Source organism: Aeromonas sp. S15(2024) (genome assembly GCF_041402265.1).
In the GTDB taxonomy this organism is placed as follows: Bacteria; Pseudomonadota; Gammaproteobacteria; order Enterobacterales; family Aeromonadaceae; genus Aeromonas; species Aeromonas dhakensis.
The window spans coordinates 77262-92682 of the sequence record NZ_JBGLQY010000007.1; the positions used below are offsets into that span (position 1 = coordinate 77262).

General features: G+C 63.5%; 14 protein-coding genes. 4 read left to right on the plus strand and 10 right to left on the minus strand.

Translation table 11 applies throughout. The features are described from left to right. Positions 1-204: 204 nt before the first annotated feature. Positions 205-864, minus strand: a complete 660-nt coding sequence (gene rnt, locus ACB033_RS15220; RefSeq protein WP_017764203.1) for a ribonuclease T — start codon at positions 862-864, stop codon at positions 205-207. A gap of 148 nt (positions 865-1012) precedes the next feature. On the opposite strand from rnt, the gene ACB033_RS15225 reads away from it, so the two are divergent. After that, the gene (locus tag ACB033_RS15225) at positions 1013-2986 is read left to right on the plus strand and encodes a methyl-accepting chemotaxis protein (RefSeq protein ID WP_024941106.1); all 1974 of its coding nucleotides are present in this window, start codon (positions 1013-1015) and stop codon (positions 2984-2986) included. A gap of 68 nt (positions 2987-3054) precedes the next feature. Then, positions 3055-3930, plus strand: a complete 876-nt coding sequence (locus ACB033_RS15230) for an OmpA family protein (RefSeq protein ID WP_005302285.1) — start codon at positions 3055-3057, stop codon at positions 3928-3930. A gap of 66 nt (positions 3931-3996) precedes the next feature. On the opposite strand, the gene gloA is transcribed toward ACB033_RS15230, so the two are convergent. The 8 genes from gloA to rsxA form a co-directional block, all read right to left on the minus strand. Beyond that, the gene (gloA, locus tag ACB033_RS15235; RefSeq protein ID WP_005302282.1) at positions 3997-4410 is read right to left on the minus strand and encodes a lactoylglutathione lyase; all 414 of its coding nucleotides are present in this window, start codon (positions 4408-4410) and stop codon (positions 3997-3999) included. Positions 4411-4506: 96 nt separating this feature from the next. Then, complete coding sequence (gene nth / locus ACB033_RS15240; RefSeq protein WP_017778817.1) at positions 4507-5148, minus strand: endonuclease III; 642 nt, start codon at positions 5146-5148, stop codon at positions 4507-4509. 14 nt (positions 5149-5162) lie between these two features. Continuing rightward, positions 5163-5921 carry an electron transport complex subunit E gene (locus ACB033_RS15245; protein ID WP_005302275.1) on the minus strand — a complete coding sequence of 253 codons (759 nt, stop codon included), beginning with the start codon at positions 5919-5921 and terminating at the stop codon, positions 5163-5165. Between the two features lie 16 nt (positions 5922-5937). After that, the gene (gene rsxG / locus ACB033_RS15250; RefSeq protein WP_010633633.1) at positions 5938-6570 is read right to left on the minus strand and encodes an electron transport complex subunit RsxG; all 633 of its coding nucleotides are present in this window, start codon (positions 6568-6570) and stop codon (positions 5938-5940) included. Positions 6571-6682: 112 nt separating this feature from the next. Beyond that, positions 6683-7735, minus strand: a complete 1053-nt coding sequence (gene rsxD, locus ACB033_RS15255; protein WP_025201512.1) for an electron transport complex subunit RsxD — start codon at positions 7733-7735, stop codon at positions 6683-6685. Positions 7736-7738: 3 nt separating this feature from the next. Then, positions 7739-10330, minus strand: a complete 2592-nt coding sequence (gene rsxC, locus ACB033_RS15260) for an electron transport complex subunit RsxC (RefSeq protein WP_025201513.1) — start codon at positions 10328-10330, stop codon at positions 7739-7741. Positions 10331-10332: 2 nt separating this feature from the next. Further along, positions 10333-10896: an electron transport complex subunit RsxB gene (gene rsxB / locus ACB033_RS15265; protein ID WP_005302265.1), complete on the minus strand. Its 564-nt coding sequence runs from the start codon at positions 10894-10896 to the stop codon at positions 10333-10335. A 4-nt stretch (positions 10897-10900) separates the two neighbouring features. After that, positions 10901-11482, minus strand: a complete 582-nt coding sequence (rsxA, locus tag ACB033_RS15270) for an electron transport complex subunit RsxA (RefSeq protein ID WP_005302262.1) — start codon at positions 11480-11482, stop codon at positions 10901-10903. Between the two features lie 112 nt (positions 11483-11594). Here rsxA and ACB033_RS15275 point away from each other — a divergent pair, with 112 nt between their 5' ends. Next, a complete protein-coding gene (locus tag ACB033_RS15275; RefSeq protein ID WP_162513051.1) occupies positions 11595-12491 on the plus strand; it encodes a DMT family transporter in 897 nt (298 codons plus the stop codon). A 95-nt stretch (positions 12492-12586) separates the two neighbouring features. Here the strand turns inward: ACB033_RS15275 and ACB033_RS15280 are convergent, their stop codons facing one another. Beyond that, entirely contained in the window at positions 12587-13885 is a 1299-nt protein-coding gene (locus ACB033_RS15280) for a PAS domain-containing methyl-accepting chemotaxis protein (RefSeq protein ID WP_139724041.1), read from the minus strand. A gap of 325 nt (positions 13886-14210) precedes the next feature. Here ACB033_RS15280 and fabV point away from each other — a divergent pair, with 325 nt between their 5' ends. Further along, positions 14211-15404 carry an enoyl-ACP reductase FabV gene (fabV, locus tag ACB033_RS15285; protein ID WP_017764212.1) on the plus strand — a complete coding sequence of 398 codons (1194 nt, stop codon included), beginning with the start codon at positions 14211-14213 and terminating at the stop codon, positions 15402-15404. Positions 15405-15421 lie beyond the last annotated feature (17 nt).

The window sequence follows — 15421 nt, forward strand, 5'->3', positions numbered from 1 at the left end:
CAAATGTCGAGTAAAAAATCAGGCTGATGGCCTATCTGCAGCATTCACGGCGCTCTGCTGCCGACAACGGGGTCGGAGGCGTGAAAAAAGGCGCTGGATGGCACTTTATTATCTATTCTGGTCAAACCAGATCAGGAATAAACCAGCAGAGGCAAACCGTGCAAAGAAAAGCGGCTGCCGTGGCAGCCTGCTTGAGATCGGGGTTTATTCGCCCGCATCGTCACTCTCGTTGTCCGGGTGAGCGGGTGGCCAGCCACCCAGGCTCTTCCAGCGGTTGACGATATGGCAGAACAGCTCTGTGGTGCGTTCGGTGTCATAGAGGGCGGAGTGTGCCTCTTTGTTGTCGAACGGGATGCGGGCGCTCTGGCACGCCTTGGCCAGCACCGTCTGACCCAAGGCCAGGCCGGAGAGCGCCGCGGTATCGAACGTGGCAAACGGATGGAACGGATTGCGCTTGAGGCCGGCCCGCTCGGCGGCGGCCATCACGAAGCCGTGATCGAAGGTGGCGTTGTGGGCCACTATGATGGCGCGGCCGCAATCCTGCTCCTTCATCCCCTTGCGAATGCCCTTGAAGATCTCGGTCAGCGCCTCTTTCTCGCTGACGGCGCCACGCAGGGGATTGAAGGGGTCGATGCCGGTGAAGTCGAGCGCCGCCTTTTCCAGGTTGGCGCCCTCGAACGGTTCGACATGAAAATGGAAGATCTGATCGGGCACGAGCCAGCCCTGCTCGTCCATCTTGAGGGTATGGGCAGCGATCTCCAGCAAAGCGTCGGTTCTGGCATTGAACCCGGCGGTTTCAACATCGATGACGACGGGGTAAAAGCCACGAAAACGGCCCTTGAGGGTGTGAACTGCGTCGGTCATGGTATCTCGGTCGGCGTGAAATGAGGCGGCATTATGGCAAAAAAGCGGGCCCTTGTCCCATCTCCGCCGCCCCGCAGGCGCTAGCCGATTCTATTATCGACACGCGAGCTTATAATTGACCACTCAATCAATGGAATGGAGAGCAAGGATGAAGAAGCTGGGATTGGCGCACAAGATGTTGCTGGTTGTCTGCCTGCCACTGCTGGCCCTGCTGTTTTTCTCCGGCCGGTACGTCTACGAACGCTATCGGGTCGAGCAGGAGATGAGCCAGGCCCAGGCCGCGCTGGATGTGGTTCGGGAAGCGGCGCAACTGGCCCACGAGCTGCAAAAAGAGCGCGGCATGTCGGCCGGCTTCCTCGGCTCTGGCGGCAACAAGTTCCGCGATGCCCTGCCGGCCCAGCGCAAGGTGGTGGATGGCCTGCTGCAGCGTTTTGCACAAGATCCGGCCCTGCTGGCGCTCAGCGAGGTGCAGCAGGAGCTGGCCGGACTGACGGCCATGCGCGAGCGGGTCAGTGCGCTGGGGGTGGAGGTGGCGGAGCAGGTCGGCGTCTACAGCCGGATCATCTCCCGCCTGCTGGCGGTGGTGGATCAGATCAGCATCCACAGCCGGGATGCCACCATAGCGCTGCAGACCAACGCCTATGCCGCCTTCTTGCAGAGCAAGGAGCGGATGGGGCTGGAGCGGGCAACCTTGAGCAACGTGTTCGGCCGAGACAGCTTCACGCCAGCGCTGCTGCAGCAGTTCATCTCGCTGCTGGCGGCCCAGAATACCTATCTCGAACGCTTCCAGGCGGTGGCGAGCCCCTCCCAGCGCCAGCTGCTGGCCGACAGCCTGGCCTCGCCCGTGGTAGCCAAGGTGGCCGCCATGGAGAAACTGGCGCTCGACAAGGCGGCCACCGGTGGTTTCGGGGTGGATGCCGAAGCCTGGTTTGCCTTGAGTACCGACAAGATCGGTCTGCTCAAGCAGAGCGAGGATCGCCTCTATCAGCAGCTGTCCGAGCGGGTCGACCAGATGCGGGCCCAGAGTGCCAGCGACTTCTGGTGGGCTGCCATCGGGGTCTTGCTGTGCGTGGCACTGACCACCTTCGTCTGCTGGCGGGTGGTGCGGGATCTGCACCTGGGCTTTACGGCGCTGCATCAGACCTTCAAGCGGCTGGTGAAGGAGAATGACCTGACGGTGCGGGTCAACTGGCAATCCGGCGACGAGCTGGGGGCGCTGGCGCGGGATCTGAACCACTTCCTCGAACACCTGGAAGGCTTGTTGCTGGCGGTGCGCCGCTCCTGCGAGGTGTTGACCCGCAGCGCCGCTGCCTCGGCCAACGTCATCTCCGAGGTGAACGCCGGGGTGGCCAGGGGCTTTGGTCAGGTGGATCTGGTGGCGACCGCCGCCACCGAGATGGCCTCGACGGTGGCAGAGATTGCGCGCAACGCGACCCAGACCTCGCTGGCGACCCAGCAGGCCATCGGCCGGGCCCGGCAGGGGGACAAGGAGGTGGATCAGACCATAGACGCCATCCAGCTGGTGGCGGGTACCCTGAGCGATACCCAGCAGCTGGTGGACAGCCTGCATCAGGATACCGAGTCGGTGGGGGAAGCCCTCAACCTCATCAAGCAGATCTCGGATCGCACCAACCTGCTGGCCCTCAACGCGGCCATCGAGGCGGCCCGTGCCGGCGAATCCGGTCGCGGCTTTGCGGTGGTGGCGGAAGAGGTGCGGGCGCTGGCGTCGCGCACCCAGCAGGCCGCCGACGACATCGAGCGGATGCTGGCGCGTCTGCGCCAAGGGGCCAATCAGGCGGTGACTGCCATGCACCTGGGAACCGAGCAGGCGGGGCTGAGCGTGACCGAAGCCAAGCGGGCGGGCAGCGAGCTGACCGACATCGTCAACGAGGTGCGCAAGGTGAGCGACATGACGGCCCAGGTGGCCACCGCCACCGAGGAGCAGCGCTACGTTACCGACGATATCCAGCACAACGTGATGACCATCCGCGAGGTGTACGAGGCGCATCGCCAGCACTCGGAGACCCTGCAGCAGAACAGCGTTGAGCTGGATCAGCTGGCACGAGAGCTGGCAGGCCGCATCGCCAGCTTCAAGCTGATGGGCGGATCTTCACCCCATTGAGCGCTTTGACCTAAAGCTTGTCCTGCCCCTGCCGATACCTAACCAGAGATCGTGTGGAGGGCAGGCAGTTGAACGCTTGGGTGTTGGGGTTGGTCAGCATATCAGTGAGTATGCAGTTGCAGGCGGGGGTCACCGAATTTGGTGCCGGCCTGGATCAATCCGTCTGGCGGTTGACCTCTGATACCCAGGTGGAGTGCCGGCTCGAGCATCCGATCCCCAGCTGGGGCACGGGGGCCTTCGTCAGCCGCGCCGGTCGCAAGATCAATCTGGACTTCGAACTCAAGGGGCTGCGCCAGCAGGCCCAGACCCAGACGGTGAGTCTGGGCATCATGCCGCCCATCTGGCGCCCTGGCCTGGCCGGTCGGGAGATAAGCCAGCTGCGTTTCTACCAGCAGTTTGATGGCCTGGTGGAGGGGCAGACCGCCTGGACCATGCTGGACGAGCTGGAGGGGGGGCGCATGCCGACCTTCCAGTATCGCGACTGGTATCGCCAGAACCGGCCGGTGCGGGTCTCCCTCTCCTCGGTCAATTTCCGGGTCAAGTACCAGGCCTTCATGGACTGCGTGAATGGCCTGCTGCCCTACAGTTTCAACGACATCGCCTTCAGCGTGCTCACCTACGACAAGAACAGCGATCAGCTGTCGCTGGCCTCCAAGCGGCGGCTGGCGATGATCGGCGAGTATGTGAAGGTGGACAAGAGCATCGACGTGGTGGTGATCGACGCCTACAGCGACAGCTACGGCGGCCGCTGGCCGAACCAGAAGCTCTCGGAGAAGCGGGCCGATGCCATCAAGAAGGTGTTCGTCGATCTCGGCATCGATCCTGGCAAGATTTCGGTGGAAGGGCACGGCGAGAAGCAGCACGTCGCCTCCAACGAGACCGAGGGGGGCCGTGCCAAGAACCGGCGGGTTGTGATCAACATGGGCCGCAACGGCGCCATCTGAGCGATATCTTCGCCATAAAAAAGAGCGCCTCGGCGCTCTTTTTGGTTTTTCGGGGACAAGCCTGGATCAGAAGCTCTCGCCAAGGCCGCTGCCGGCATCTTTCTTGGCGATCAGTTCAATCTTGTAACCGTCCGGATCCTCGACGAAGGCGATGACGGTGGTACCGCCCTTGACCGGACCCGGCTCGCGGGTGATCTTGGCACCGGCGGCGCGCAGCGCCTCGCAGGTGCCGTAGATGTCGTCCGCTTCCAGCGCGATGTGGCCGTAGGCCGAACCCAGCTCATACTCGCTCACGCCCCAGTTGTAGGTGAGCTCGATGACGGCCTCATCCTTCTCGTCGCCGTAGCCGACGAAGGCCAGGGTGTACTTGTACTCGCTGTTCTCGCTCTTGCGCAGCAGTTTCATGCCCAGCACACGGGTGTAGAAGTCGATGGAACGTTGCAGATCGCCGACGCGCAACATGGTATGCAGAATTCTCATTGCTCAATTCTCCGGGTTGGTGATTGGTACTGCCTTGAATCCATGACCCTCGGCCTGGGTCCGCAGACGCCTGTGAGCCAGGCCTCGCCCTGCGGATCAGCTCTCGGGGTAGACTTTTTCTTTGTACTCACACAAATCTTCGATGATGCAGGAGCCACAGCGCGGCTTGCGGGCCAGACAGGTGTAGCGCCCGTGCAGGATCAGCCAGTGGTGCACATCCAGCTTGAACTCGGCCGGGACCACCTTGAGCAGCTTCTCCTCCACCTGATCGACGTTCTTGCCCACCGCAAAGCCGGTGCGATTGGAGACCCGGAAGATATGGGTATCGACGGCGATGGTGGGCCAGCCGAAGGCGGTGTTGAGCACCACGTTGGCGGTCTTGCGGCCGACACCGGGCAGGGCCTCGAGGGCCTCGCGATTCTCCGGCACCTCGCCACCGTGGCGCTCCAGCAGGATGGCGCAGGTCTTGATGACGTTCTCGGCCTTGGTGTTGAACAGGCCAATGGTCTTGATGTACTCCTTGAGCCCGTCCACCCCCAGATCCAGCATGGCCTGCGGGGTGTTGGCCACCGGGTAGAGCTTGTCGGTGGCCTTGTTGACGCTCACATCGGTGGCCTGGGCCGACAGCAGCACGGCGATCAGCAGCTCGAACGGCGTGGTGAAGTTGAGCTCTGTGGTGGGGTGGGGATTGTCATCCCGCAGTCGCTCCAGGATCAGTCTGCGTTTCTGGTTGTTCATGGCTCCCTCTTGGCTCAGAGCTGGGTCGCGCGGGCGCCCGCGGCCGGCACGCTGCAGTGGGCCTTCTCGGCGCTCTGCTTGCGGCCCATCCAGTCGTTGATGGCGTTCTTGCCGGCGATCATCAGGCCGAGACCGATGAAGCCGCCAGGGGGCAGGATCGCCAGCAGCAGGCTGGCGTCGGCATGGAACAGCTCAATGCGCAGGGACTTGGCCCACTCACCCAGCAGCAGGTCGGCACCGTCAAACAGGGTGCCCATGCCGATGATCTCGCGAAGGCCCCCCAGCACCAGCAGCACCAGAGTAAAGCCCAGTCCCATCATGAAGCCGTCGATGGCCGCCAGCAGTGGCGGATTCTTGGAGGCATAGGCCTCGGCCCGGCCTATGATGACGCAGTTGGTGACGATGAGGGCGATGAAGATGCCGAGCGCCTGATAGAGGCCGTAGGTGTAGGCGTTCATCAACAGCTGCACGCTGGTCACCAGGGCCGCGATGATCATCACGTAGACCGGGATGCGGATATCCTTGGGCACCCAGTTGCGCACCAGGGAGATGGCGAGGTTGGAGCTGACCAGTACCGCCATGGTGGCAAGGCCGAGCCCCAGCGCATTGGTGAAGGTGGAGGAGACCGCCAAGGTGGGGCAGAGCCCCAGCACCTGCACCAGGGAGGGGTTGTTCTTCCACAACCCCTGCAGCATCAGCTCCTTGAGCTCTTCACGGCGGCCAGTGCTCTCGCTGATCGGGCTCTGCCCGTCAATCACATCAACTTGTTCCATAGCTTGTGCTCCGGCGTTAGGGGGTGGCGTCACAGGCGGGAGCGTCCCGCAGCAGCTCGGGGTGCTCCTGTTGCAGCAACAGCAGGTTCTTCACTGCCTTGACCACGGCCCTGGGGGTGATGGTGGCGCCGGTGAAGGCGTCGAACTCACCGCCATCCTTCTTCACGGCCCAGCTGGATTCGTTGTCGCGGTTGAGGAACTTGCCGACGAAGCTGTTGATCCAGCCAGATTTTTTCAACTCTATCTTGTCGCCAAGACCGGGCGTCTCGTTGTGGGTCAACACCCGCACCGCGCTGACGGTGCCCTTGGCGTCGGTGCCGACGATCAGGCGAATGGCCCCACTGTAGCCGTCGGGGGCCACGGTTTCCAGCGCATAGCCGGTGGTGGTGCCCTGCAGGGTCGCGGTGTAGAGGGGCATCGGCTGATCGCTGCCCAGATAGCGCTTGCTCTGCACCAGCTTGCAGCTGGCCACCAGATCGTTGTCATAGCTCCCCTCCGGCAGCAGGGCGGAGAGGGTGCGCAGCTTCTCCAGCTGCTGTTGATGGGCGATCCGGCCCTGGGTCAATTCGTTGGTCAGCACCACCAGGGCGGTACAGGCCAGGGCGAACATGGCCAGGGTGACGCCGTTCTTGCGCATGCTCTTTAACATTGCATCGTTCCTGAGAGTGAGGTGTGCGCGACGTTCATACGACGGGCGTCATGGGCGCCGGGACAGCTCAGGCTGTCTGTCCAGCAAGCCATGCAGGCGTTGGCTGTCGAGATCATTTGCGGCGGGCTCCATAGACTTTGGGGCGTGTCAGGCTGTCGATCAGCGGCACGCACAGGTTGGCCAGCAGCACCGCGAAGGCGAAGGCATCCGGGTAGCCGCCAAAGCGACGGATGAGGTAGACCAGCACCCCGATGAGCACGCCATAGACCAGGCGGCCGCGCGGGGTGGTGCTGGCACTCACCGGATCGGTGGCGATGAAGAAGGCCCCCAGCATGGTGGCGCCGCTGAACAGGTGGAACATGGGGGTGGCGGTGGCATCCGGCGTCACCAGATAGCCCAGGGTGGCGGCCAGCAGCAGGGCGCCGAGGATGGCCCCCGGGATGCGCCAGTTGATCACCTTCTGTTGCAGCAGGAACAGACCGCCCAGCAGGTAGCCGAGGTTGACCCAACTCCAGCCGATGCCGCCCCAGCCCTCGAACACCTTGTGGGTCATCACCTCGCCGGCGGTGAGGCCCTGGGTCAGCCCGGTTTTCAGGGTATCCAGCGGTGTGGCCATGGTCAGTCCGTCCACCCCCTGTTTGAGCTGGGCCATGCTGTAGCCATCCAGGCTGAAGCCGGTGAAGATCACCGAGGCCGCATCACCAAAGCCGATGTCGTAGGCGGCGATGCTCGACGGCGGCAGCCAGCTGGTCATCTGCACCGGGAAGGAAACCAGCAGCAGCACGTAGGCCACCATGGCAGGGTTGAACAGGTTCTGGCCCAGTCCGCCGTAGAGGTGCTTGGCGATGATGATGGCAAACGCGGTGCCCAGCACCAGCATCCACCAGGGCAGCAGCGGCGGCAGGGAGAGACCGATCAGCACGGCGGTGAGCGCCGCGCTACCATCCAGCAGGGCTGGCTTGACGGGGCGTTGGCGCAGGCGCAGCACCAGGGCTTCGGAGGCCAGCGCCGTGACCAGGGCCAGCAGGATCTGGATCAGGGTGCCCCAGCCAAAGAACCAGGTCTGCGCCAGAAAACCGGGCAGACAGGCCAGCATCACCAGCAACATCAGGGTTTGGGTCTGTCTGCGGTTATGGGCAAACGGCGCACTCGCGATATTGAACATGGATCAGTGGCTCTTGTCGGTCGATGGAGAAGGGGAGGCCTGGGCTGCCGCCTCGGCCGCCAGTTTCCGGGCCTTGGCACGGGCCACGGCGGCAGCGATGGCCGCCTTCTTGGGATCTGCGTCGGCGGCGTCAGGCTGCGGGGCGGCGGCAGGGGCGGCTGCAACAGCCGCTTCACCCTCGCTTACGGCTGCGTCGCCTTGCGCCTGAGCCGCGGACTTCTTGGCCTTGGCACGGGCGATGGCGGCAGCGATGGCCGCCTTCTTGGGATCCGCGTCGGCAGCATCAGGTTGCGGGGCGGTAGCAGGGGCGGCGGCAATGGCTGCCTTCTTGGGATCTGCGTCGGCAGCGTCAGGCTGCGAGACGGCGGCAGGGGCCGCCGCAACGGCCTCTTCACCCTCGCTCACGGCGGTGTTGCCTTGCGCCTGAGCCGCGGCCTTCTTGGCCTTGGCGCGGGCGATGGCGGCGGCAATGGCCGCCTTCTTGGGATCGTCCCCCGCGCCGGTCGGCTCGGCTGTCGCCGCACTGCTGTCAGCGCCTGGCTCGGTGGCATCTGCCTCGCTGCCAGCTTGCGCTTTCTTCGCCTTGGCGCGGGCGATGGCGGCGGCAATGGCCGCCTTCTTGGGATCGTCCCCCGCGCCGGTCGGCTCGGCTGTTGCCGCACTGTTGTCAGCGCCCGGCTCGGTGGCATCTGTCTCGCTGCCGGCTTGCGCTTTCTTCGCCTTGGCGCGGGCAATGGCTGCCGCGATGGCAGCCTTCTTGGGATCACTCTGGGCAGCAGCACTGGTTGACGCTGTGGCATCCGCCGGGGTGGCCTGTGCCGCCTCGGTGTCACCGCTCTGGGCTGCTTTCTTGGCCTTGGCCCGCGCCAGTGCGGCGGCGATGGCCGCTTTTTTCGGATCCGCCTCTGTGGTGGCAGTGGCATCGCTCGGCTCGGTTGCCGCCGTGTCGAGCGCCTTGGCGGCGCGGCGGGCTTCCGCCTCCCGCTTGCGGGCCTCACGGGCGGCGATCACCGCACTGTTGTCGGGCACACCTTCGGCTGTGGCGGCAACGGCCGTGACGGGAGCCTCCTGCTTGGCCTTGAGACGGGCCAGGGCCGCAGCCACCGGATCTTCTCCGCCGGCCGCCGTCATGGCCTGGCGCCGCTGGGCAGCCGCCTCGGCATGGCGGGCTTCGCGGGCGGCTTTCTCCCGCTCGAAGCGGGCCTGCTTGGCCTCGAAGCGCTGCTTGGCGCGCTCGGCCTTCTCGGCCTCGGCGCGGGCCTCGCGGATATCATCCTTGGCAATCTTGTAGTACTGCACCAGCGGGATCTCGCTCGGGCAGACCCAGGCGCAGGCGCCACATTCGATGCAGTCGAACAGGTTGAGCCCTTCGGCCTTGTCGTACTCCTTGGCCCGGCTGTACCAGTAGAGCTCCTGCGGCAGCAGGTTGGCCGGACAAGCGTCGGCACAGGCGCTGCAGCGAATGCAGGCCTGCTCCGGACCGGGTGGCGGCAGCTCGGCCCGGGTGGGGGAGAGCAGGCAGTTGGTGGCCTTGACCACGGGGACCATGGCGTGGGGCAGGGTGAAGCCCATCATGGGCCCCCCCATGATGACCCGCTGATCCGCCTCGGGCTGGAGCTCGAAGCGCTGCAGCAGCCAGCGCACCGGCGTGCCCAGCAGCACCCAGGCGTTGCCCGGCTTCTTGAAGGCGTCGCCGGTGAGGGTGACGATGCGGGAGATGAGCGGCTCGCCGTCGATGATGGCGCGCTTGATGGCAAACACGGTGGCTACGTTGAGCACCATGATGCCCATGTCCACCGCACGGCCGCCTTTGGGTACCTGACGACCGGTGAGCAGCTCTATGGTCTGCTTGGCGCCGCCCGAGGGGTACTTGGTGGGTACCGTCTTTACCAGTACGTCTTCGTCGGTGGCGTGACGGGTCAGCTCGCCGATGGCGGCCGGCTTGTTGTCTTCCACCCCGATCAGGGTCAGCTTGGGTTTGAGCAGGTGCTTGAGCACCCGGATGCCGTCCATTATCTCGTCGGCATACTCCTGCATCAGCCGGTCATCGGTGGTGATGTAGGGCTCGCATTCGAGGCCGTTGACGATGAGAATCTCGGTGAGCTGGCCACGGCCGTCGAGCTTGCTGTGAGTCGGGAACACGGCGCCGCCGAGGCCGGCGATACCGGCCTGCTGAATGCGCTCGAGCAGTTCACCCCGCTCCAGATTCCAGTAGTCGGCTTGGCCCTTGCGCTCGCCCCAGGCATCTTCGCCATCCGGGGTGAGGGTGATGCAGAGATCGTCGAGACCGGAGGGGTGGGCCACCGTATGGTGCCCGATGGCGGTGATGGTGCCGGAGGTGGAGGCGTGCACCGGCACGATCCGCCCCTTCTCATGACGGGTGAGTGGCTGACCCTTCTTGACCCGGTCGCCGACCCGCACCAGCAGATCGCCAGCCGGGCCCGCGTGCTGGCGTACCGGAATGATGAGCTGGGGCGGCAGGCCCGCGTCCACCACGGGGGTGAGGCTGGACTGCTCCTTGTTCTCGGGAGGATGAATGCCGCCGTGAAAATCCCACAGGGTGCCGGCTTTGATGCGTTCGAGTAAGGACTGCATGGTTACTCCACTATCTTGACCGGAATGGTGACGTTGTTGAGATCCCACTTCCAGTTGTCGACCGTGGTGGGCACCGGGATCATCTCGATGCAGTCGGTCGGGCAGGGATCGACGCAGAGATCGCAGCCGGTGCACTCGTCCTTGATCACGGTGTGCATCGCCTTGGTGGCGCCGACGATGGCATCGACCGGGCAGGCCTGGATGCACTTGGTGCAGCCGATGCACTGATCTTCATGGATGAAGGCGACTTTCTTGACCGGTACGGCGGCTTCTGCGCCGCCCAGCGGCTGGGGTTCGACCCCCATCAGATCGGCAATTTTGCGCATGGTGGCATCGCCACCGGGTACACACTTGTTGATCTGATCGCCGTTGGCCAGTGCCTCGGCGTAGGGTTTGCAGCCAGGGTAGCCGCACTGGCCGCACTGGGTTTGCGGCAGCAGGGCGTCGAGCTGATCGACGATGGGATCGGCTTCCACATGAAACTTGACAGCGGCAAAGCCCAGAATGATGCCGAAAGCCAGGGCCAGCAGAGCCAACACCAGAACGGCAAAAAGAATGTGAATCATAGCGCTATATCTTGATGAGGCCGGTAAAGCCCATAAAGGCCAGCGACATCAGGCCGGCGGTGATCATGGCGATGGAGACGCCGCGAAACGGGGTGGGAACATCGGCGGCCACCAGGCGCTCACGCATGGCGGCAAACAGGATCAGTACCAGCGAGAAGCCGGTGGCGGCACCAAAGCCGTAGATGATGCTCTGGATGAAGTTGTGGTGCTCGTTGATGCTGAGCAGCGCCACCCCCAGCACGGCACAGTTGGTGGTGATGAGCGGCAGGAAGATGCCAAGCAGACGGTAGAGAGTGGGGCTGCTCTTGCGGATAACCATCTCGGTAAACTGAACCACGACGGCGATCACAAGAATGAAGGCGAGCGTGCGCAGGTAGGCGATGTTCAGCGGGATCAGGATATAGTGTTCCATCAGATAGGAACAGGCGCTGGCCAGGGTCATCACGAAGGTGGTCGCCAACCCCATGCCGATGGCGGTTTCCAGCTTGCCGGAGACGCCCATGAAGGGGCACAGGCCAAGAAACTTCACCAGCACGAAGTTGTTGATCAGCACGGTGCCGACCAGTAAAAGCAGGTACTCAGTCATTGCAGGTTGGTTATCCGGTTTGAAGGCGGCGGTATTATCTGATTTTAGGTGCCTTTTAACAACCGCAAGGCCGCATGGTTATTATTCAAATAGCCAATTTCATGGAGGAAACGTGCGCCCTTTACCCATTTTTACCCTGACTCTGGCGATGCTGCTCTGGTCCAGCTCCTTCATCGCGCTCAAGCATGTGCTGGGGGTCTGGGGCTTCGGTCAGGTGCTCTTCATGCGCATGAGCGTGGCGGCCCTTTGCTGGCTGTGCTGCTACCGCTATCTCGGCAATTTCCGCTACCAGAAAGGGGATTGGCGCTGGCTGGCCTTGATGGGGGCACTGGAGCCCTGCCTCTATTTTCTGCTGGAGGTCAACGCCCTGCGCTACACCAGCGCCGGCCAGGCGGGCATGGTCTGCGCCCTGCTGCCGCTGGTGGTGGCCCTGGTCGCCTTTTTGCTGATCGGGGAGCGGGTGAGCCGCCGCCAGCTGCTCGGCTTTGCCGTGGCCATCTTCGGCATCGCCCTGCTCGGTTTTGGCAGCGGAGCCGATGAGTTTGCCCCCAACGCCCTGCTTGGCAACAGCCTGGAGATGGCGGCCATGTTCTGCGCCGCCACCTACTCGGTGGTGTTCAAGAAGCTCTGCAGCCGCTACAGCGTGCTGACCCTGACCGCCCTGCAGGCCTTTGTCGGCACCCTCTTTTTTGCCCCCTTCGCCTTCAGCGAGCCCTGGCCTGCAGGCTGGGCCTGGCAGGATATGGCGGTCATCGTCTTTCTCGGTGCCTGCGTGACGCTCGGGGCCTACCTGCTCTACAACTGGTCGGTGACCCAGGTGAAGGTGACGCTGGCGGCAGCCTACGTCAATCTCATCCCGGTGTTTACCCTGCTGCTGGCCTACCTGCTGTTGGGGGAGACCCTCAATGCCCTGCAATGGGTGGCCTGCGGCGCCGTGCTGCTGGGCATCGCGCTGGGGCAACTGCCGGCCAGGCGCAAGGGGGCGCAGGCCGTCACCGCCGAGGGATAACGGGCGGGGCTCCCCATCGAATGCAGGCGGGTAACACAGGAGACAAAGCAAACAGGCGACGCACCGGCGTCGCCTGTCTGTTGTGGACGAAATGGCTAGATGGAGAGCCCTTTGACCGTCTCCGAGACGGAGTTGGCGTCCTCGATGATCTCCTGAATGACGCCGGCGATGATGTCGGCCTGGGCCTGACCTGCCATCGCCTTTTCCGATACCACCGAGACGGTCTGGGTGATCCTGGAGGTGATGTCGGAGTTAAGCCGGATGACGGAGACAATCTCGCCGGTGGAGGTGGAGGTTCTGGCCGCCAGCTGGCGCACTTCATCGGCCACCACCGCAAATCCGCGGCCCTGCTCGCCGGCGCGGGCCGCTTCGATGGCGGCGTTGAGCGCCAGCAGGTTGGTCTGATCCGCGATGCTGCTGATGGTCGAGATGATGGACTCTATGCTTCTCGACTGCTGGTTGAGGTTCTCTATCTGCCGGGTGACCTCGCTGACCGAACTGTTGATGTGGGCCGAGGTTTCCAGCACCTTGTCGATCACCTCCCGCCCTTTGGCGGCGCTCGAGACGGTCTCACCGGCGATGGCGCAGGCTTTCTGGGCCGCCTCGCGCACCGAGATGGATTTCTCCACCCGCTCGCTGATGTCGCTCGCCAGCTTGATGATCTTCACCACCTTGCGCTCGTGGTTGAAGATGGGGTTGTAGGTGGCCTCCAGCCAGATCTTCTCGCCGTGGCGGCCGCGGCGCATGAAGAGCCCGGACTGGATGGCGCCGGATCCGAGATCCCGCCAGAAGTTGGGATTCTGCTGATAAAACTCCTCGTCACAGAACATGCGGTGGGACTGACCCACCACCTCGTCCAGTCGGTAGCCAAAACAGTGCAGGAAGTTCTGGTTGGCGGTGATGACGGTGCCATCGGGCTGGAAGTCGATGACGGCCAGGGACTTGTCCAGTGCTGTCAGCAGCGCCTGGGTCCGCTCCAGGGTGGATTGTTGCTCGCTGACGTTGGAGGCCACCTTGGCCACCTTGCTCACCTTGCCATCGAGGAGGATCGGGAAGTAGCTGGCTTCGAGCCAGACCGCCTTGCCCGATTTGGCCTGACGAATGAAGCGGCCGCTGCGCGACTCTCCCCGCCGCAGCTCTTGCCATAGCTGCTCGTATTCCCGGGTGTTGACATCGTCGGGGAAGCAGAGGGAGCTGTGGTGCTTGCCGATCACCTCCTCCCGGCCGTAGCCCACGATGGCGAGAAAGCGATCGTTGACGAAGGTGATGACCCCCTCCGGGGTGAATTCGATATAGGGCAGTCGTGACTGGATGGCCTGCTCAAAGGCGCCGAGTGCTGCGATCTTTGCCGCTTGTTCACTCTTGTCGTGATTTCCCGTGCGATTCCAAAACATGGCGGAGCTCCTTGTTAAGACCCTTGTGAGGCTCTTCATGACAATAACCGACCGTCTGAATACTAGTACAGGTTCTTTGGCCATCGCCTTGGCCATTGGGGGGAACTGCTTGTTTTGTCATTATTTATTGTTCCATGCGGGTGAGCGGCAACAGGGGGAACGGGGCAAGTCCGTCTGAGGGCGTGACGGTGGGGGGGCCGGCGGCGGTTTTTGTCCCTCCATTTGCTCATTTTCCCTGCGATTCAACACATCAGAGCACCTTATCGCAGCAAGATGAGGTATCTTATGCCCCGATTTCATCCATCAAACGGATAAGAGACAACACATGATCATCAAACCCAAGGTTCGCGGCTTTATCTGCACCACCACTCACCCGGTCGGTTGCGAAGCCAATGTTCGTCGTCAGATTGCCTATACCCAGGCCAAGGGCACCATCGAGAATGGTCCCAAGAAGGTGCTGGTGATCGGTGCCTCCACAGGTTATGGCCTGGCGTCTCGCATTGCCGCCGCCTTCGGCTCCGGCGCTGCCACCCTCGGCGTCTTCTTTGAAAAGGCGGGCAGCGAAACCAAGACCGGTACCGCCGGCTGGTACAACTCCGCCGCCTTCGACAAGGCCGCCAAAGAGGCAGGTCTGTACGCGAAAAGCGTCAACGGCGATGCCTTCTCCAACGAATGCCGCGCCAAGGTGATCGAGCTCATCAAGCAGGATCTGGGTCAGATTGATCTGGTGGTCTACTCCCTGGCCTCGCCGGTGCGCAAGATGCCGGAAACCGGTGAAGTGGTACGCTCCGCCCTCAAACCCATCGGCGAGGTCTACACCACCACCGCCATCGACACCAACAAGGATCAGATCATCACCGCCACCGTCGAGCCGGCGAACGAGGAAGAGATCCAGAACACCATCACCGTCATGGGCGGTCAGGACTGGGAGCTGTGGATGGCCGCCCTGCGCGATGCGGGCGTGCTGGCCGACGGCGCCAAGTCCGTGGCCTACTCCTACATCGGCACCGATCTGACCTGGCCCATCTACTGGCATGGCACCCTGGGCCGCGCCAAGGAAGATCTGGACCGCGCCGCCGCCGCCATCCGAGGCGATCTGGCTGCCAAGGGCGGCACCGCCCACGTGGCCGTGCTCAAATCCGTGGTGACCCAGGCATCAAGCGCCATTCCGGTGATGCCGCTCTACATCTCCATGGCCTTCAAGATCATGAAGGAGAAGGGCATTCACGAGGGCTGCATGGAGCAGGTGGATCGCATGATGCGCACCCGTCTGTACGGTGCCGACCTGGCGCTGGACGAGCAGGCCCGCATCCGCATGGATGACTGGGAGCTGCGCGAAGACGTGCAGCAGACCTGCCGCGACCTGTGGCCGTCCATCACCAGCGAGAACCTCTCGGATCTGACCGACTACACCGGCTACAAGCAGGAGTTCCTGCGCCTGTTCGGTTTCGGGCTGGACGAGGTGGATTACGACGCGGACGTGAATCCGGACGTGCAGTTCGACGTGGTCGAACTCTGAGTCTGACCCAAGTGAAA